Consider the following 19,298-nt stretch of genomic DNA (forward strand, 5'->3'; position numbering starts at 1 on the left):
GGTCAGTCAGGTCACTTGGGTACGCTTTTCGAATCGCCTCGGACACCGTGCACTCCTTTGCGTTGATGAACCGCAAAGTGTGAACAAAACCAGACTTTCACAAAACCTCAGTTTCCGGATAGCCTCTAAGATTCGGTTGCCGAAGCAATCAGAGCCAGAAGTGGGTGGAAAATCTTTGTCATCTCGGTATGGTCGTAATCTCTAAAGTGGATTGCTGTTGCACATTCATGGAACAGCGCTTGGTGCTGGATGATGGGCACTTTTGCGGGCGATTTCCAGCCATCCCAAAACGGTCTATTCGTGATCAATTCAAATCAAGATTTCTGTCGTTTGTTGCGCCTTAAATCGCCCGCTCTTGCCGCCCGATTTGGAGTCAAAAAGTTTTTCATGAAAAAGTCCCCGGTACAGAATCGGGTACAGAATTCATGGCAAAAGTTTGTAATCCCTGTAAAATCTGGAAAGTAAGCGAGCCCAAGGGAGTTTTTGCGATACGTCACAACACTCGATAGAGCTTAGTGTTGTGGAAAATTGCGAGGTCCGTTTTGGCACCAAGAGCTTTTGTCTACGGAACCGGAGGGTGGTCAACAGTGACGACTCCATCAGGATTTGTGTTTGTCAAAGATAGTCTCGATAAGACGTTTCTTTCGCAGAATGGTTCGAGCAATCGAATTGATCATGAATGGGATGATTTTGTTGAGATCATTCCTGGCACCGGGATCAAAATGCCTCGCACTCTAAGAGTCCGAACGCATGCACGAAGTCCTGAGCGATGCGGCGGTTGTCGTGGTTGGACCAAAGCCCGTGTCACAGCGCGTTACGTCGCGTATCAGTAATAGCACTTTGCTTGAGGACTGAGTTCGGAGATTTCTTGTCATTCACCTTCGATGGAATCGGCGGGCAATCACTGAAACGGGCTGGGCTCAGTCCTCTTTTCATTCACCTCCACTAGTTCCGTATCGGCTATTTCACGTTTCTGCAAACGAAAAAGTGCGATCAGTATATCGAGTGAGCTGTCTTCTCGAATATATTTGGTGACCGGATTTCCTCACTCTGAGCACAGTCCTGTCGATGAGATTAATGCGGCATCTGATTGGTGAGTTCACTCGATCGTGCTCAGGTCTTTGGGTTGGGTGGACTCATCCTGTTCTGCGACTGTGAGATAGATCGCCCGCATTGAGGCGAAGAGGTCGTAGTAAGCCCATTCGCTGCCTGCTTGTGCCGGTGCGAACTCAATGCCATTGCGGTTCATATAGGTCAGGAGACTGACGATGTGCTTTCCGTCTGTTTTGGGATCGTAGCCGCCGCGGCCTTGGAATGGTCGGATGTCTCCGGTGGCTTCAAGCCGCAGGATTTCGCGGTCGAGGTTGTGAAGAAATCGGTCTGCCAGGTTGAAGTGAGAGTAACGTCGGTTCTCGTGGCCCCATGCTTTGACTTCTCTGTTGCGGTGAAACTCATTTGCGAGTCGTAGAAGTGCGTCCTGTAATTTTCGAATGTTTTCGACTGAGACTTCTCCAGCTTGTTTCGACTCATCCAAAACCGTCAAGCGTGCCGCATCATATGCTTGTCTCTCCTCGTCGAAATCATCCCACCGCAATAGATAGGGCCACAACTCGATCGAGTCTTTGCCAGATTCATTGGCCTTGAATGTGAGTGATTCATGTTTCAGGGTGATATTCGAAAGCCACTCGTCTGAGAGGCTGACTTCACGCAGAGCCTCTGAACCAAATTGAGAAGTCGCGGGATCAAACTCGTAGGGGAGCGCTGAAGCAGTGAGACGATCGAGTAAAAAGTTTAATGCGCGTCCGGATTTAATTTGTGCATTACTGAGTTCAGGGTGATTCTTCAGTTGCTCCCAGATTCGACTGTTAGTCCACTTGCGATCGTTGAGATACTTCAACCTCTTGATCTGCTTCACGTGTTCGTACTCCATCCGCTTCCGCTCGGCGAGAATTTTTGAGTCCCAGTAGGTGCGAACTCTCTTTTTCCAGTTGTCCAGTTCTTTACTGTAAGCTTCCGCGTTCAGATTTCGCGCGGTGGAATACGAAACGGCAGCGTCCCCTTGCGCTCGAATCAAGGTGGCTTGTGCATAGACTCGATTAGTGACTGAATAATATGGATCGTAGTAGCCCCATCCGATTCGACGAGGAGCAACAACGACACGTTGAGCAAACACATTTTCTGTATTGAGACTTAGAAACGCGACAAAGGTGAGACCGACAAGACCATAATGCTTCATTTTGACACCTTTATGTCGAAGGTCGGCGCTGAGATTTCAACGAGAGGGGCAACCAGAGGTGCCTCGAAACCTGTTTGCTGATCAGGCAGTTCGGCATTCTCGGAAGGAGGAGTCGGACGAGAATAGATCGCGACAACTTCTCCCGATTCGCGAGAAATGGGAGCTCCGAGAAAATTGGAATCGCGGTGCTCACTGTCTGCCGAAGCAATGAGTCGACCGTCAATGCTCCCCTTGAGATGAATGGATTGTTGGACACGCCCATGCAATTGTGAAACTGCGACATTCTCTTCAGGATCAAAGTACGGGTCTTCGACGTCAAACGCTAATCCGTATACAATGAGTTTCAAATTAGGACGTAAGTTCTTATGAGTGCTATCGAGCGTCAGCCAGTGTTTCAGTGAAGTTTGGCTGCGAATCATTGCAACATCATAAACGGTTTGAGTCTCAAGGAACTTGAAGGCTTCCTTTTTGTGTTTGAGCAGTTCAGCTTCAACCTTTTCGATGTCTTCGATTGGGGGCGGTTCCAATTCGTAGTGGTCAATGATTTCGTCGTACGCTCGCTGTGCGGCAACAACAGCATCGGTCGCTTGTTCGTACCGGGGATGAACTGTAATTGCAGAGACTGCCAGTTTCTCCGACGTCTTTGGATTGAAAAGATAGAGGTCCGAATAACCGTTTCTCTGAAACTCCCGGACTGCTCTCACTACTGTCCCGGACGTGGCAAGATTGTGTTCTTCGATTGCGAAACAACTTCCAACTCGGAAGGCGATGTCTTGTTCTGGATTCGCCACAACGACAAGAAACAAAGCTCGGTCGATTCGCTCTTGTAGAGTAAACTCAGTAAGAAGAGCTGGCTCAACATCTTCGGGGACATTTAATTCAGGATTGTTTGCCAAGTCCTTCGTGCTCGATTTTAATTCATCTGGGCGACTGGCAATGAACCAAGCTGTCATCAATAAAATCCCGAGACCGGCAATTGGGATGATCAGGCCCACACGATGAGATTTGGAAGTCGTGGGACGATTGGGTTCGGGGTCCGGTTGTGAGACAGTTGTGTCAGAAGCTTTTGCTAATAGTTCTCGCACTGGAAACGGACTCGATCCGAAGTAGACCGTTTCGTCGAGTCCGATCTCTTTCCGAGAGACTTTGTTTTCAAGACTTCCAACAGAGGTGCCATTGGTCGATCCGAGATCATCGAGCAAGATTTGGTCGCCGTTGATCGTGATCCTGGCGTGGTGGGATGAGACATTCGATTGGTCAATCACAACCGTATTGTCTGCTGCCCGTCCGATTGTGATGACCATTGACTCATTTCCGGTCTCACGACTTCGCGAGTTCATTCTGTTCTCCCGCTGTGCAGCCCTGTCGACCGCAGTCTTAAATTCGTGAACTAATCCTGTGTCAACTGCGGTTGAAAGATAAATCTCTGTAAGCCAATCTGGAATTCAGCTTGTCGATCGATGGGCATTCGCCGTATGCGGATCCAAATACCATTTGCAGATTTCATGTCGGCGATCATCCACCGTCCTCGTTCATTTTTCTGGAGCTTTGCGTGTTGAGGACTGAGAAAACTATCTTCGTCGACTTGAATCGAGCACTTGGAAGATCGGCCAATTCTGTTTGCATTTTGTTTAATCACAAAGGTCCGTATTTCTTCTTCGCCCACACCCATCTCGACCAGTCGGGGATGCAGTTGATCGAGATGTTGAGAAGATGGCGCCCGATATGCGTTCGTCTCTTGGATCTCTTCGCTTTCCGCGTCTGACGGTCGATTTGGGAGTTTAAACACATACCGCCGACTGCCCATGATCAGTTCTGAATCACGAGATAGAGAAGCTCTGTAAGCGCGAAGAAATGTTCCGTTCTTGCTCTGGTTATCGATGAGATACCAACGAAACTTGCCGTCTTGCTGGTGGCACCGTAATTCTGCATGTTGCGATGAAATGTCTCGATCGAATGGCAATTTCAGGTCACCTTTCTCGCGGCCAATAGTAAACCCAGCTTGCCGAATTCGAATTTCTTCCCCGACGTCGCGACTTCCATCATCGAGAACGATAAGTTTGGCAACTGGTTGACGATTGATTGGTCGAAAGAGGTGAGTCTTTTGTTTCGCTGTCGTTTCCGTTGGCTGTACTTTTTGCTGGGAGTTGACGCCAGCGGCATCCTTCAGGATTTGCTGGAGTGGCTCAAGAGTCGTCTGGACCATCATCTCTTCATCTTGAGAGTCTGTGTTCATGATCAATTTCTCGTGTCTGACGGATCAGCAAAGAGTGAAATGTTGAACTTCGTAGCGGCGTCTTCCTCTCTGTTCGTTCAACGTTTATCCATAATTTCACATTCTGGAAGATGTTCACGTAACTTTTGAATACCAGAGTCGGTGATGTTTGGAGCCCAAATTCGGATACAGTCCAGATCGTCCAAGCGTAACAAATGTTCGATTCCCGCATCGGTGAATGAAGGGCCGAAGAGCGATAACTGTTCCAAACGGGTAATGGAATCGAGGTGCCGCAGACAATCGTCCGTAAGGAATGCAGGCCCAAATTTTTGCTTGGGAGAAACGGATAGCGAGAGATACCTCAATGCGGGGAAATGGGCCAGTGTTTTGAGGCCATCGTCAGTGACATCTGTATGAAGCAATTCAATCGACTCAAGAAGCGGTAACACACTCAATCGCGCTAGCACATCGTCTGTAAGTGCTTCGACGCTGAAGGAAAGCTTCTTCAACGTTTTCAACGCAGTGAGACTCCGGAACCCGTCGCTGGTGATTGCGGTCTGACCAAAATCAATGGATTCCAGATTTTTGAGTTTTTGGAGCATTACGAGATCCTGATCAGAGACGAGCCGGCCTCCTTCGCCCTGAAAGAAGACTCCTTTGACTCGAATTTCACCGGCGGGAAGTTCTTTCCATGTCCATTTGTGGTCGGCGAGATCAACTGCGGCATTGAGCTCGCGAACGATGTGCTGAGCGGTTTGCCGATCATCTTCGCCCTGAGGGAACTCATCGGCTGAGAGTTCGGTTACTTCCTGACTGCCAGGTCCCCATACCTCAATTGGATTCATGCCAATAAAGAGTTGCCCACGCGAAGAAACCTGCATTCTCGGTGCCCAGTGATTGCTGGACTTGGTGAACTTTGTAATCTCGCGAACCAGGTCTCCTGATTCGCAGTCCCACAGTGCGATTCGCCCTAAGTGGTTTGCCGTGATGATCTGGCTGCCATCACTCGAAAAAGCCACACTTGCTCCGTATTCATGGCTCTCATTATTCGATCTCGCCAGTTCCGGTTCGAGGTAGCGTACGATCCTGGCTGTCGCCACATCCAACATGACAGCCATTCCACTCTTGCTCTTGATTGAGTTAGCGGCATATCGACCATCGGGAGAGAATGTCAATTGGCTGCGGGTGCGACTGGTTTTTTCGAACTGCACTCCCCGGCCGAGTGTTAACGTCGCGCCGTCCCACTCGATGGCATGCCTGACGTGGTAGTTTTCTCTGCTGCGGAATAAGAACTTCTCATCTGGTGTGATCGAGATATTCCTCGAAAATTCCATTGCCTGATCATGCATCTCCTCGCCGCTTGCCCAGTTCAAGATTCTTAATCGCTGGGGGACTCGTGCGCGGTCACGTTGATGAATTTCTCGCTCATAGTGAATGACTGCGGCGATTGTTTGCTTCGGAAATACTACCAGCATCGGTTTCGCAGGGAACTCATATTCCTGTTCGATTGTCTGTGTCTTTAAATTCAGCACCTTGACGAATTTGTTAATAACGTACAGGATGTGAGTTCCATCTGGAGAGAATTGTAAATCGCGTGTTCCCATGCCAGCGTGGGCAGGATCTGTGAACTGCGAAATGACTTCTTGAGTTCGCAAGTCCCAGAAGGTGAAGCGTCCGGGAGAACCGCTTCCAGTCGTGACGATCTGTAATCCATCCGGTGAAACAGCGAATTGATTTCCACCGCCTTCGTTCTGGATCGTGAATTGTTTCTCGAAGTTTGCAGCGTTGATTTCTTTCGGCTCTAAACGTGTCGCACCTTCTGAAAGTGAATCCAATTCTGGTCTCGGATTCCCGGCGAGTGAAAGTGGTTTCGTCAGCTCTTTCACCCGAATGTTTCGGAATTGAACTTTAGAGTCGTAGAGTTGAAGACCAATATGACCAGCTTCAGAGTAGCCGGGAGGAATCTTTCCACTTACGACTTTCTGGGAATCAATGCTGACCTGCAATTCTTCGCCTTCGAGGATGACTGACAGTGTGTGCCACTGGTTTGGCTGAATGCGAAGTGATGGGGAGGCAGCGATGTGACCATGAAGCGAACCTGTTCGGTTTACTGGGACAATATTTGCAAACATTGTAGCTGTGTCGTCCAGCAATTGAATTTCAAGGAGACCTTTACCGTGGATGTCGCCATCTTGTTTGGCCCGCAGGAAAACACCGCTATTGGATGCGTCGCTCAGACGATACTCTAGCTCCAGATCAAAATCGTCGAAGGTTTCATCACTTCGCAGCCAGCCGTGTTTCCGCTTGGCTGTTGTTCCGACGATCGTGTTGTCTTCGATTCGCCATCCGTTCTCTCCGACAGGCGACCAGCCATCGAGAGTTTTCCCGTCGAATAGGTTGATCCACAATGATTGGGAATTTGAAGTCGATGTTGTGGGCCGTTTTGGTTCTGGATCTTCAGGTGTGATCGTAATACTTCCGTCTTCGGCAATGTCGACTACGGCGTTTGAGCTTTCATCGAGTTCAACTTTGCCACCTTTGAAAACGATGATCACTCCGAAGATCAGAGCCAATCCTCCCGCCAACATTCCAGCTTGGAAGAGGCTTCTATTCTTGCAACGGCTTGATTGCGGTTTTGTTCGCCGATGCACCTTCCTGTCTGAGCTTGTATCAATCAGTTGACCTGGCGCGGATTCGATCACAGTGTGTTTCGCCTGCTGTGAGCTTGTTGCAGCCAGAAAACCGTTAATTGCTTCGGTCTCGGTCAGTTCACGCGAGTCGCGGTCTTTCGCGGCCGATTCGGAGTACTCGACACTTTCCTGAGATCGCGAACGTTTTTTATCGGTTGCTGCAACCCTTCTCTGCTGAAGGTATGCCTTGAGATCGCTCGAAACCTCTTCCATTGAGGAGTATCGATCTTCCACTTTCTTGGCCATCATCTTCAGGCAAATCGATTCCAGTCTCAGGTCGAGACGAGCTCGAATTTCTGAAGGATGGACTGGCTCTTCGTAGGTGATCTTGTAAATGACTTGAGAGATCGTGCCACGAAACGGAAGTTGTCCGGTGAGAAGTTCGTAGAGAATGACGCCGAGCGCATAAATATCGACAGCGGGAGTCACTTGCGGTGAGTTTCCCGTCACTTGTTCGGGAGACATGTACGCTGGCGTCCCCACGATCATTCCCGATTGTGTCATCCGGCTTTCGCTGTCGGTCTGCCTCGCCAAACCAAAGTCCATGACGACCGGTTCGCGTTTCGTGTCAATCATGATGTTCGATGGCTTGAGGTCACGATGAATCACATTGTGACGATGTGCTTCGGCCATCGCATCAGCCAGTCGCTGAATCAATGCAGCGCACGCTTTAAACGGTGGCAATTTATTCGGATTGATGTACTCCGACATCGATCGACCGCGAACATAAGCCATTGAAATAAAGTGACGACCGTTGATTTCTCCAACATCATGGATAGGGCAAATATTCCTGTGATGAATCTTCGCCGCTGCGCGTGCTTCGAGATAAAACCGAGCGATCATCTCATGATCTTTGCCACCGGAGAAGCTGGGAGTTTTCAGCGCGACCTGTCGATCAAGCTGAGTATCGTGAGCCAGATAGACAGCTCCCATCGCTCCTGACCCGAGTTCACGGATGATTTTATACCGGCCAAAAGTCTCCGGGAGCGAAGGCTTGGTCTGGGGATGCTTGTGCTTGCCGGGGTGGGCAACGCGACTTGTCTCAACGGACGCTTTCGCATGGCTGGTGCTAATTGTCTCGGCCGGATTCTTCATCGAGAAGATGGAATCACCGGACTCAGCGACAGCCTGACAGAGAAGTGGATAGTGGTCGGGAAATCTTGATTGGAAACTGGAGACTTCCAGCTGCGGCTCCAAAAGTCGGCGAGCTTGAAACTCCGCCATCAGCAGTTCGACAACACTGGCAGGCAACGTCGAGGAACTGGGGAACTCTTCCAGGTACTCTTCAACAGTGACAGGGGTTCCAGTGGCCCATCTCCGATGGATGTCGATCTTAATCAACTCAACGGTGACGAGATGACGAAATTCCTCGGATCCGTCTTGAGAGAGCCGATGCGCAGATTTCGCGAGGAGATCCGGCGCCCAGCCTTCGTCAAACTCCATGAGGAGTCGTTCTAACTCGTTTCGTTCAACATCGTTCAGATTCGCAATTGCCTTCGCGTCGACCATTTTTCACCCGCTGTGTCGGCGATTTCTTCGTAAAAAGTCTCTCCATCAAGGAACATCGCAAAGTGGCGTTTGGTTTGTCACATCGGTCTTTGAAAAAGTAGAAAAAACTATTCCTTTGCGAGGGACAGCGTATCGAACCGTTGAGCGAGTCGCTGTTCTACGAGTTTAAGAATGCGGTGAATCGTTTGCCGAGAGAGGTTCATTTCTGCGGCGATTTCCGACTGAGTCTTCCCCTCCAGTCGTCCCGAGATGATTTCGGCCGTCCTTGGAGGAAGCCCTTGAATCGCTTGATCAATTTCCTCCCATAGGGCCAAGGCGTCTTCCGGAGTTGGTTGAGGATCGACAAATGCCGACTCTTCTTGTTGATTTCGGTCGAGCAAAGCATTTCGCTTTTCAGCTGTGTGCCGACGGGCCAGCGATCGCGTCTTGCAGATTGTAATCGCAACCAACAGCTTCCAAAGTTGCTGCGAGTGACAGATGTTGAGAGTTCCCTCGTTCTGTCGTCGGAAGAATGTTCGAAAGACCGACTGGACGACATCTTCGCCGTCGAATCGTTTGATCAGCTGTGGATGAATGTTCTGGCTCGCCAGTTCAACCAGTCGATCGGAGAATTGATTGAACAACTCAGCTGAGGCGATCGGTTCGCCTGCCTGGAAGCGGTCGAATACTGATTCCCAATTGCTATTCATTCCGGCCTGAGCATGAAGCTGAGCATCAATGTGATAGGAAGCCGGTTGAGCTTATCAAATCAATGGTCCTGCTGGACACTCCACTGAACGACTTTGTCGACACTGTGTTGCGATTGCCTCGACACTAAAGCGGACCGTGAATCGATTTCGGATCTTTCGAGCGCGGTCGGAACCACACGAAACGACTTGCGAAGAAACGAGATGATCATCCTCTTGGGGTCTTACGTTTCGCGCAGTTCCCCGTTTCGTTTATGCTAACCCACTCTTCTGTGAATCATCACCATTTGGATTAGTCAACCATGAAGCGTCTCGTCTCTGCGGTTTTCTGTCTCGTATCACTTTCGTTCTGCGTTTCGACATATGCACAGGATAGCGATGCGAAACTCAAGCGATGGCTGAAACGATTTCCGGATGCTGACACCAACCAGGACGGGAAGTTATCGACTGCCGAAGCTGAGTCTTACATCAAACAGCGTCAGGCATCGCGAAGCAAAAATGTTGGCGCACCAAGGGTTTTCGCAGTTGATCCAGGATGGAAAGAAGAGCGCTTTCCTGAACATGCTGTTTGTTACAAATCTCCCGATGAAATTGCGAAGCTTTACGCCAAGCAATTAGAGGGAAGTGAGCCTGTTGTCCGGTATGCAAAGCCATCAGACGGATCGCTGCGGATCGTTGGGAATGGGCATAGTTTTATGGCTCCCGGCTACAAGACCTTTCCTGTCATTGTTGAAGCGGCCGGATTGAAACAACCTCCTCTGCTGACACATACAGGTGGAGGTATGACGGGGAGCACTCGATACAAGTGGGAACAGGAGAACGGGATTTTTGGCTTTGACGGAAAACCAACACAGAAGCTGTTGTCATCGATCGCCAACAGCGAGTGGGACGCAATGATGTGGGGCCCGTACTTCAACGATCATCCCGAGTACTACTCGTGCTGGATTGACTTCTGCCTGAAGTACAATCCGGACATGAAATTCTATTTGTCCGACGCGTGGCCACAGCTATCACAACTTAATGAGATTCCAAAATCTGAAGAAAAATTAACTCCGGAAGTCATCGCCCAACTTGGTGAAGAGAGGTTTGAAGCCTATTCCAAAATTATCAACGAACTCAATGAACAATACGGCGATCGAGTCTTCATTATGCCGACCTGCGAAGCGATGGTTCAATGCGTCAAGTACTTCGACGAAGGCAAATTGCCCGGCATTGATGGCATCCACAAAGCTGTCGGTAATCAAGAGCGATCATTGTGGCGGGATCAATTGGGGCACCTGGGACCCGGTCTCGACCGACTTGAAGGGTACGTTTTCTATGCAACTCTCTATGGTCGCAATCCTCAAAACATTCCGGGGGACATTTTCGAAGACAGCCAGTTTCCCAACCAAACTCTAGATCGACGCTTTCGCGAAATTGCATGGCAGGCGGTGCTGCGAAATCCACTTTCAGGTGTTGTCGATAAGAACGAGAACGGTATCGCTGATGACCGTGAATGAAGCAATCGCTGGATCTGCGAGAGATCAAAGTGGCGGAGTAAGGCATTGGGAATAGTTATTCGCTCAGGTACTCACGAAAGACGTGTTGCACGTCGATCACTCCGTCTGGGATGTCTACTCGAAACGGGATGATTTCCGACAGGTCTTCCCGTAATTGCATTGCGTTGGCATAGCGATGCTCCGGGCTTGCCAAACATCTAGTGAGCACTCGAATAGTGTGTGAATCGGCAGCGTGGTCCCGAAGCCGACTCGCGAAGTCATACGGGGGCCGCTCCAGCGAGTTCGTCAGCAATTGATACCAGATCACACCGATCGCAAAGACATCAGCCCGGAATCCGTCGACTTCTCGTCCTGGTGTCGATGCTTCCGGCGGAAGGTAGAGCGGAGTTCCGATGGAGATTGTTTCTCCAGCGTTGGATTGCTGACGTTCATTAAAATCCTTGGCCAGTCCGAAATCAGTGATCTTGATTTGTGGATGGCTTTGGGCCTTTGTAAGAATGATGTTCGCAGGCTTGAGATCTCGATGACAGATATCCCAACGATGGGCTTCGGCAATTCCGTCAATCAGTCCACGCACAGCATCGGAGACCAGCAAATCGACACGATTCTCGGAGTCTTCGAGAATCCAGTCTTCAAGTGACCCCCCACCCGCGTATTCGAGTGCGAGAAACGGGTACGTACAGTTGGTGACGACATCGAGATACTGAATGACATTCGGATGATCGTTCAGCTTTTGTTTAATTTTCCAGAGGTTAGACTGCTCACGTAACAGCCAGTCCTTGCCGTCTTCTTGGGTGAAAAACTTGAAAGCCCGTGACTCTGGGTAACCCTGATTGATTCCCATCCACACTTCGCCGAAGCTTCCCATTCCGAGAAATCTTTCAACGTACCAATCGTGACCGGGGGCAATCTGATCGCCCTTTTTGAACTGTGTTTCGATATGTGAAAGCAACAGGTCAATCATTTTTTCAGAACGAACCAGGCTGCTGCGGAGTGTCCCTTGCGTGGTGAGAAATTTCGCCCCGTGGCTGAGATTGATCAGCGTTGCACACAATTGTTCTCGCGTCCGCTCATCCAACGGAGAGTTCTGCTGCCGATCCCAATCGTCAACCAAACGTCGAATCTGTTGATCGGTCGTCGCTCCCAGGTTCCCTAGGAATTCAAGAATTCGATCCTGCCGGTTTGTATAACAGAATCTTTGAACCCCGTCGCGAACATAAGGATAACCAGCATGAATCACAGGAGCCAGAATTGAGACGAGGTCAAATAATTCTTTGATTGGCATGAACCCACTCGCGAACAGTAACTCGAAAACGTCGGAAATGACTCATTGGAAGATTTCGACAACAGCTTTAATTGGAAACTCTTAAAACCGCTTCGAATTCGTCGCTGTGAACAAGCGGACTTTGTAGTCGAAGGACACTCGCGGCCCGCTCCCAGAGGAGATCACCTTTTCCCAGCAACTGGCAGGCGTCGGGACGGTTGATCGCGATTTCCGAGTCTCCCTTTGATTTCACTTTGAGCGCGATTCTTCCGGGAAGATTCGTCTTGATAATTGGAGTGACGACAGTCTTCTCCGGCCGTTGCGTCGCCAGAATGAGATGAATTCCGGCAGCTCTTGCCTTGGCCGAGAGTGTTTTCAGAGCAGACTCGAGATCTTCCTTCGTCTCTTTGCTTGCCATGAGGTCTGCAAATTCGTCACACACGACCACAATGCGCGGTGGGGCGTTTCCAGTGACATCCTGGAGTTGAGCAAGACTTGAAACGCGCGCTTTCTGCAATTGTGAGTAGCGTTTTTCCGTCTCTTCCGCTGCCCATTGCAAAAGCGGAATCGTTTCGTTGGCTGTGTAAGCCACCGGAGCGTGAAGGTAAGGCGAATCGCCACCCAAGTTGAATGTGACTCGTTTGGGGTCAATCAGGATCAACTGAAGTTCGTGAGGAGCCAGCCGGTGCGCGAGCGAAGCGACGATCGACTTCAGGAACTCGCTCTTCCCGCTTCCTGTGGTTCCCGAAACGAGAAAGTGGCACATGTTGGCATTCGAAAGATCAGCCCAATGGGTCGTCCCAGCCACATCCTGCCCAACGGGAAAGATTGGAGTGTCACGGCGCGACTTGGGGACGTGTTTGATCACGTCGGAAAACTCAACGGTCTTCTTCTGATCTGGAGGAAGTTCAACGTCGACACAGATCGCACCGGCTTGCGAGTCAATGAATGGTAAGTTGTCCAACTCGAGCCGAATTTTGAGGTCTTCCGATCGGTTCCGCACCTTGTTAATGGTGGTTCCCCCCAGTGGACGCACGAGAAGCCGCGCGAAAACGGGTCCCTTTCGAACTTCCATCGCTTCAACCCGAACATTGAGAGTGCGAAGCTGTTCGACGACCAGATGAAGACGCTGATTGGCCCAATCAACTTCGGATTGTGCGTCCTTCTTCACAGCGACCGCCGTCGCGACGGAACCATTTTTGTCACTGCGGTCGACACCATTCGAAGCTCGGCTCTGCGAACCTTTGCTTCGACGAGGTCGAGTGGTCTCTGGCGGATCGTTCGATTGCTCTGTCGACGAAGTCGTTTGTTCAACGCTGCCAGTTGGGCGAGGTGCTCCACTCAGACAATGGGCCAATAGATTATTGTCATCCAGAAAGGCTGATTTCACGGCGAGCTGACGGCAGTCGTCCGGTTCGAGAGTTTTTCCACCGCACACCAGATTCTGTTGTTCTGCTTGTCGAAGCAATGACCAGTAGCAGTGAAGTTGTTCAAAGTCCGTGACGTAATCTCGGAGCGAAACGGATTTCAAAGTGCCAGCCTGCAATGCCTCCTCAAAGACATCTTTCGTCTTTCCTGTTCCGTAAGGAGGTTCGGCATCATGGTGAACGAGCACTCCTTGAACGGCTTTGTTCTTTTCAACGGTCTTGAGGAAAGTTTTCAGATAGGGTGAGAAATCCCGTGCACTTTCAAGCTTCGTAAACCCAAGCACTGAGCGTTCGTCATCAACAGTGATCATACAGCCGAAGCGTTGAGATTTGGCTGTTCCTGGAAGAACGTCCTCTTCAATGGAGGTCAGCGGCGGATGCTGAGCATCGTCGATCGTTCGCAACGTATTAAAGGCTTCGACGAAAATCGCATAGATGTGACTTTCTTGCAGGTGATCCGGAGAGCGGTTTTTGTCTGTGCGGATCAGATCGAGTTCGAAATTCCATTTCTGCTGAAACTCGTCTTCGAGGTCCATTCCTTTCGTCGGGCGAATCGGGACATTCGGCTGACCGTTTTCCAGCCATTCTTGAAACTGCCCGGCAGCCTGATTGAATAAGTAACGAGCTGACGGAGGATCAGTGCGATAATGCTCCGCCCAGGCGTCCAGATCGAATGGACAGTCACCGTTGGACGATTTCGTTCCAGACCATGTGGCCAGCCGTCGATGCAACAGCTCTCGGATGTGCGTTTCGTCGAGCTGTTCTAGCTTCCCCGCCTCAGGGGTATCGCATCGCGATCCGAAGGATGTTTCACTCCACGCAACGACTTGATCCCATCGGTCGTCGAGGCACGAAAGCACGATTTGCAGGTTTGGAACCTCGTGCAAAAGTGCTGTCAGCGCATTCGTATATTCTTTCGTTGCCGTCTCGCTTCTTAAAACGGCATCGAGCTGGTCACAGCACAACACGATCGGAACCTCATGCCCGAAGAGTGCAGACACCGCTCGGAACAGCTTCGTTGTTTCAATCGGTTCATCGCTGAATCGATATTCTTCGCGAACCGAGTCCGGGAGCGTGTCACCGCGGAGCCATTTTCGAGCATCGGTGCGAATCCGTTCCGGTGCCCACCCCAAAGCGAGTGCCCGGGCGATGTCATTCTGAACGGTTGCAAATGGGACATAATCGCTCGCGACAGCTTCAGCAAGATTGCGGAAAGCCTCAGTCGTTGAGACACCATTCGTGATCTCCAATACGGCGAGCGGATCGTCTTTAAGACGTTCTCCCAATTGATGATGCGCAGCTTGAATCGACGACGGCAACCAAGTGAAATAATCTCGAAAAGAATCAAGAGCAAGTTTTGCCAGCCCGAGTTCGAGTGCACTCGGTTTGTTCGATGATCGGCGTTGAAACAGTGTTTCGATCAAGTGCCAACGGAAGTGCCTCATCGGATTTTCGAGGACTTCAATTTGCGGAACAAAGATCGTGAGAATCTGTTTCTCGGTGCGATGAGCAAGGCGTCCAAAGAGGTGAGTCTTCCCGACTCCTGGATCGGCTCGGAGCACGCAAATCTTTCTTTGAGGATCGGCGAACTCGCTGGCAGTCAACGAATCAATCTGAGACTCCAGCCACTTACTCGCTGCGTCGTGAAGCGTCGTGACATCCCAATCCGGTCGATAGTCGAAGGCATGATTCAACCGGTCGAATGAAAACGGATTTGACCCGGCAATCGACATTACGCTCTCTCCACATAAAACAATGTTCGGCCCTCTCCGGGAAGTGCGTCCTGCAATTGGTCTTCCGGAAGCGAAAGGTCAGTCGTCGCGACCAGGCGAATCTTTTTCTGATTCCACAATTCTTTCATGATGGAATCAAAGGTCTCGTGGCTGGCCGACTGTGTTCCAAGTCGCTCTCGAATTCGTCGTCGAACAGCATAAACCGGAACGTAACTGCGATGATGGAATTCACTCCGTTTCAACTCCATGATCGCCTCAAGAACTGCGGAGCGAATGACGTCGTTTGAGACAGCGGTCGTAGTCGTGACCGAAGGAACTGCGTCGTAGTGGTTCTCTGCATTCGACTCTTGTGAATGAGTTTCTTCCACTTGATTCGTTGCAGCAGGGACCGCGAGGGAATCAAACTGGCTGTGATATTCGCCGACACACACGATCAATTCGTTGATCATCTCTCCGGTAATTTTGTTCAACGATTCCGGAAATTGCCGCGTCTCTGCGAGTCGTCCGCGCCCTCGTTCGGTGATCTCGTACTTTGCCGATCTCCCCTTTTTGTCAAACTCCCGAATATACCCTGCTTCACAAAGTTCTTTTCTCAAATCATTCGGGACGCTGACTTTCTTCCCGAAAAGCTTCGAGTTGCCGATCGCGTGTTTGTTGAGACTGCCAAGGCGGCGATTCTCCGGATCATTCTGGAGAAGTTGTAACAACAGAAACGCTTCCCTGTATTCACTTTTATCGTCTTCAGTCATCAGTTACCCATTCGATTGGAAGACTAAATCTGAGAAGATGAGCCCTGAGGCCTTGAGCGTACCATACTGATGATCTGTGAACGTCGGTGTGTCACAAAATCGATGCAGCGTTGGTGAAAATCAGTCGGTTTACGACAATGATATTGAAGTCCCGTTTATTCATTTGCAAGCGTTTGCGAGATTCAGACGCCGGTCGCCTCTTTCGAAAGTGTTCCGACCGCTTTCATTTCACCTGCTTCATAGTGTGTCAACGTGCCCTCATCGAGAATGTTTTGAGAGGTTGCATGAGCTGCGATTCTCGTCGACTTCCGCTAATGCACGATTGATCGAAACTCGACAGTAGGATGCTCTCGGAGTTGCGTACTTTCGATTGCTGAACTCAGAAATTGGAGATGCTCATTCCGAGCGCCTTTCGAAAGTGTTGCTCTTGCCAGTGCCTCGACGGAATTCACTTCTCTGAATGCTTGCGGCCTCTGCTCGCGAAATGCGTCGTCAACATGAAACGAAGATCATCACGCCTGCATTCGATTTCATTCCTTTGAAGAGTGAGATCGGTGCGACCGATTTGATCCTCAAAAAATTGAGTTGATGGAGCAAGGTCATTCTCGTTTAAGAGTTAAGTTCATGTGACTTTTCACATCACCCCGTCACATGTGTTGTTCTAACACTTCTCATTTTTGTCGTAATCATCGCTTTTCAATTTGTTGCAATAGGTGAGAGTCGGATGGATCGTGGACAGGTCCACTGATTCTGAAGACCGAATTGCAGCATCTTCCTCGCCCTGCTCGATCCTGCGATCGAGATACGCGCTGAGATCGACGACAAGCCAAGGAGACTCGATGATGTTGTTTCTAAAATCGAATCGACGCCGACGAAAAACTCAAACCTCGACATCCACAGCGATTGTTCGACTCGAAGAGCGCGTGCTGCTCTCAGCGACCGGACAAGCCATCGACAATGTCGACACTTCGGATGTCACAGAGACTTCCGAGGAAACGCAGTCGGAAACCGAGTTGAGCGACATCGGAGACGCGGGAATCGCCTCACTCGATTCGTTGGACAGCGTGGACGCGAACGCCTTATCGATTGAGAATCTCGATTCCATGGCAGTGAACTCGGATGTCGTGCTGGCGTGGAATGACTTCTTTGGCGACCTGCTTGTTGCAGATCTTTCCAATCAGAATCCTGGGTACGCATCAAGATCGATGGCGATGTTGAATCTTGCCATTTACGATGCAGTTCAGATCGCCTCAGGTGATTCGGACGAAACGTTTTACAATTACAACAGCGATATCTTAAACACATCGTCCTCCGTTTCGGCAGAGGTTGCGTCGACTCAGGCAGCTTATACTGTGCTGAGTTCACTCTATCCCGAGCAGCAAGCTGCTATCGATTCATTCTATGCCAGCGTTCTCGATGGCCTTCCCGAGGAAGCCAAGACTGAAGCAAGTTTCGAGTTGGGAACTCAAATCGGAAATGAAATCATCGCAGCGCGTGCGAATGACGGTTCAGATGCCATTGTCGACTACACCTTCACCGAAGGAGCCGGCTACTTTGAGGCGGATCCCCTGAATCCGGACGTTCCCGTTTGGGGCCCCGCATGGGGAGAAGTGGACACCTTCGCGATCTCATCGGCAGAAGGGTTTGCACCTGAGAGCACCCCGGCCTCAACCAGTGAGGAATACGCAGCTTCTTACAACGAAGTCATAGAACTTGGCTCCGTCGATAGCACGGTCCGCACGGAAGACCAGACGGAGGCTGGACTCTTCTGGGCCTACGACAACGAGGGAATGGGAACTCCGATTTCCCTCTATAACGATGTCCTCATCACGGTCGCCGAACAGCAAGGCAACTCGTTTGAAGAAAACGCAGCATTGTTTGCACAGACTTCTGTCGCCATGGCAGACGCAGCCATCGTCGCATGGCATACAAAATTCGATGAAAACTTCTGGAGACCGGTGACTGCGATTCACGAAGGTGACAGCGACGGGAACCCGTTGACAGAAGGTGACTCAACCTGGACCGCTCTGGGAGCACCTGAAGGCGATGGAGACATCGTCGGCTTCACTCCGCAGTTTCCCACTTATATCTCAGGTCATGCAACATTCGGCGGCGCGCTCTTCGGTTCGCTTCAGGAGTTCTATGGAACAGACGACATCTCGTTTGAACTCACCTCAACAGAACTGGAGCTACTTCTTGATAATCCTGAGCTTCAGGAGGCGTACGGTTTAGATCTCGACGATGCCGTCAGATCATTTGCTTCGTTCAGTGAAGCGATGGCAGAAAACGGACGCAGCCGTGTCTATCTGGGAATTCATTTTGACTTCGACGATTTGGTCGGTCAGGAAGTCGGTCAGTCTGTCGCTGCGAGTGTCGCGAACGAGTTCGAAGTAGACGGTCATGACGACAAGGATCACGACAGCAACCACAAACGTCACTATGACCACTTAGCAAAGAATCGAGGCAAGGACAGCCAGGACCGTTCCCATAAAGACTCGGACTCGAATCGCAGAGATCTGCGAGCTGATGTGGAGTCGAAGGAATCTCGCGAATTCTGGAACCAGACCGTTCAGGGTTCTTCAAATGACGATTCCGGCACACGTCACAATTCGAGTGAAACCGATTGGATGATGGCTGCCAATGACCAGGGAAACGTACGAAAAGGAAGCCAACGCAGAGGTCGATAAGGCATAGCCCGGCAACGCAGTCACACGAATGAGAACATGAAGTTCCTTCGTGTGCACTCGCCGATGAACCAATCAGTCGGCAATCGCAACCGTTCTCCGGTCACTTCGCGCGTCCGTCAAGACTCCCAGAATTCAATGACTTGGATGGTCTCACACAATGGGCAGGCCAAAAATGCAAGCTGAATGTTCTCACTCGACCCTTCCCCGTCGTGGAAAACACTTCTCATGAATTCTGCGCCAGAGTTACAGCAACAGACCGGCGTTAGCGGAAGCAATCCCCGCGTGTTGATGCAGTCAGGATTCACGCATTTCGTGCATAGACGACGAATCGGTTGAAAAAACGGATGAGGGTTTTCATCAAGCAGTTCTCCAACTGAACTGGGAGCTTCACCCGCATAATTAAACATGTAATGTTTTTACGTCGCCTTATACGAGACAGGAGCTGCGACCAAAGTTACGTCAACAGCGTCTAAGACGCCTATCCGGAATCCTCTTCATGCTGTAAGTCGGTATTTGAACGGAGCTTGGTTGGGTGAAGGAGCTAAGCGGCGGAGCATGCGACCAATGGAAGCCACATAGATCATGGCTTCGCTCGATTTGGTG

10 protein-coding genes are annotated in these 19,298 nt (G+C 50.4%); 2 read left to right on the top strand and 8 right to left on the bottom strand.

Annotated elements, in window-relative coordinates; all coding sequences use genetic code 11:
• Positions 1-1,099: 1,099 nt before the first annotated feature.
• The 5 genes from KOR42_RS23655 to KOR42_RS23675 all read right to left on the bottom strand — a co-directional run bounded on the left by KOR42_RS23655 (position 1,100) and on the right by KOR42_RS23675 (position 9,339).
• Entirely contained in the window at positions 1,100-2,236 is a 1,137-nt protein-coding gene (locus tag KOR42_RS23655; protein WP_146512311.1) for a hypothetical protein, read from the bottom strand.
• Positions 2,233-3,576: an FHA domain-containing protein gene (locus tag KOR42_RS27685; protein ID WP_146512312.1), complete on the bottom strand. Its 1,344-nt coding sequence runs from the start codon at positions 3,574-3,576 to the stop codon at positions 2,233-2,235. Before KOR42_RS27685 ends, KOR42_RS23655 begins: the two co-directional genes overlap by 4 nt.
• Before the next feature lie 50 nt (positions 3,577-3,626).
• Positions 3,627-4,472: an FHA domain-containing protein gene (locus KOR42_RS23665; protein ID WP_146512313.1), complete on the bottom strand. Its 846-nt coding sequence runs from the start codon at positions 4,470-4,472 to the stop codon at positions 3,627-3,629.
• Positions 4,473-4,549: 77 nt separating this feature from the next.
• Entirely contained in the window at positions 4,550-8,650 is a 4,101-nt protein-coding gene (locus KOR42_RS23670; RefSeq protein ID WP_146512314.1) for a protein kinase domain-containing protein, read from the bottom strand.
• Positions 8,651-8,757: 107 nt separating this feature from the next.
• Positions 8,758-9,339, bottom strand: coding sequence for an RNA polymerase sigma factor (locus tag KOR42_RS23675; protein WP_146512315.1), 582 nt, complete (start codon positions 9,337-9,339; stop codon positions 8,758-8,760).
• Positions 9,340-9,638: 299 nt separating this feature from the next.
• Between KOR42_RS23675 and KOR42_RS23680 the strand changes: the two genes are divergently transcribed.
• A complete protein-coding gene (locus tag KOR42_RS23680; RefSeq protein ID WP_146512316.1) occupies positions 9,639-10,835 on the top strand; it encodes a hypothetical protein in 1,197 nt (398 codons plus the stop codon).
• Between the two features lie 55 nt (positions 10,836-10,890).
• Here the strand turns inward: KOR42_RS23680 and KOR42_RS23685 are convergent, their stop codons facing one another.
• The 3 genes from KOR42_RS23685 to KOR42_RS23695 all read right to left on the bottom strand — a co-directional run bounded on the left by KOR42_RS23685 (position 10,891) and on the right by KOR42_RS23695 (position 16,008).
• Entirely contained in the window at positions 10,891-12,120 is a 1,230-nt protein-coding gene (locus KOR42_RS23685) for a serine/threonine protein kinase (RefSeq protein ID WP_146512317.1), read from the bottom strand.
• A 67-nt stretch (positions 12,121-12,187) separates the two neighbouring features.
• Positions 12,188-15,259 carry a DNA translocase FtsK gene (locus KOR42_RS23690; protein ID WP_146512318.1) on the bottom strand — a complete coding sequence of 1,024 codons (3,072 nt, stop codon included), beginning with the start codon at positions 15,257-15,259 and terminating at the stop codon, positions 12,188-12,190.
• The gene (locus KOR42_RS23695; protein ID WP_146512319.1) at positions 15,259-16,008 is read right to left on the bottom strand and encodes a hypothetical protein; all 750 of its coding nucleotides are present in this window, start codon (positions 16,006-16,008) and stop codon (positions 15,259-15,261) included. The genes KOR42_RS23690 and KOR42_RS23695 overlap by 1 nt, the downstream gene beginning before the upstream one ends.
• An 839-nt stretch (positions 16,009-16,847) precedes the next feature.
• Between KOR42_RS23695 and KOR42_RS23700 the strand changes: the two genes are divergently transcribed.
• The gene (locus KOR42_RS23700; RefSeq protein ID WP_146512320.1) at positions 16,848-18,695 is read left to right on the top strand and encodes a vanadium-dependent haloperoxidase; all 1,848 of its coding nucleotides are present in this window, start codon (positions 16,848-16,850) and stop codon (positions 18,693-18,695) included.
• Positions 18,696-19,298: the final 603 nt, after the last annotated feature.

Origin of the sequence: Thalassoglobus neptunius (assembly GCF_007859735.1) — a bacterium.
In the GTDB taxonomy this organism is placed as follows: Bacteria; Planctomycetota; Planctomycetia; order Planctomycetales; family Planctomycetaceae; genus Thalassoglobus; species Thalassoglobus neptunius.

Bases quoted from the DNA above. Each gene is read 5' to 3' on its own strand.
- KOR42_RS23655 (WP_146512311.1), bottom strand. From the start codon at position 2,236: ATGAAGCATTATGGTCTTGTCGGTCTCACCTTTGTCGCGTTTCTAAGT.
- KOR42_RS27685 (WP_146512312.1), bottom strand. From the start codon at position 3,576: ATGAACTCGCGAAGTCGTGAGACCGGAAATGAGTCAATGGTCATCACA.
- KOR42_RS23665 (WP_146512313.1), bottom strand. From the start codon at position 4,472: ATGAACACAGACTCTCAAGATGAAGAGATGATGGTCCAGACGACTCTT.
- KOR42_RS23670 (WP_146512314.1), bottom strand. From the start codon at position 8,650: ATGGTCGACGCGAAGGCAATTGCGAATCTGAACGATGTTGAACGAAAC.
- KOR42_RS23675 (WP_146512315.1), bottom strand. From the start codon at position 9,339: ATGAATAGCAATTGGGAATCAGTATTCGACCGCTTCCAGGCAGGCGAA.
- KOR42_RS23680 (WP_146512316.1), top strand. From the start codon at position 9,639: ATGAAGCGTCTCGTCTCTGCGGTTTTCTGTCTCGTATCACTTTCGTTC.
- KOR42_RS23685 (WP_146512317.1), bottom strand. From the start codon at position 12,120: ATGCCAATCAAAGAATTATTTGACCTCGTCTCAATTCTGGCTCCTGTG.
- KOR42_RS23690 (WP_146512318.1), bottom strand. From the start codon at position 15,259: ATGTCGATTGCCGGGTCAAATCCGTTTTCATTCGACCGGTTGAATCAT.
- KOR42_RS23695 (WP_146512319.1), bottom strand. From the start codon at position 16,008: ATGACTGAAGACGATAAAAGTGAATACAGGGAAGCGTTTCTGTTGTTA.
- KOR42_RS23700 (WP_146512320.1), top strand. From the start codon at position 16,848: ATGATGTTGTTTCTAAAATCGAATCGACGCCGACGAAAAACTCAAACC.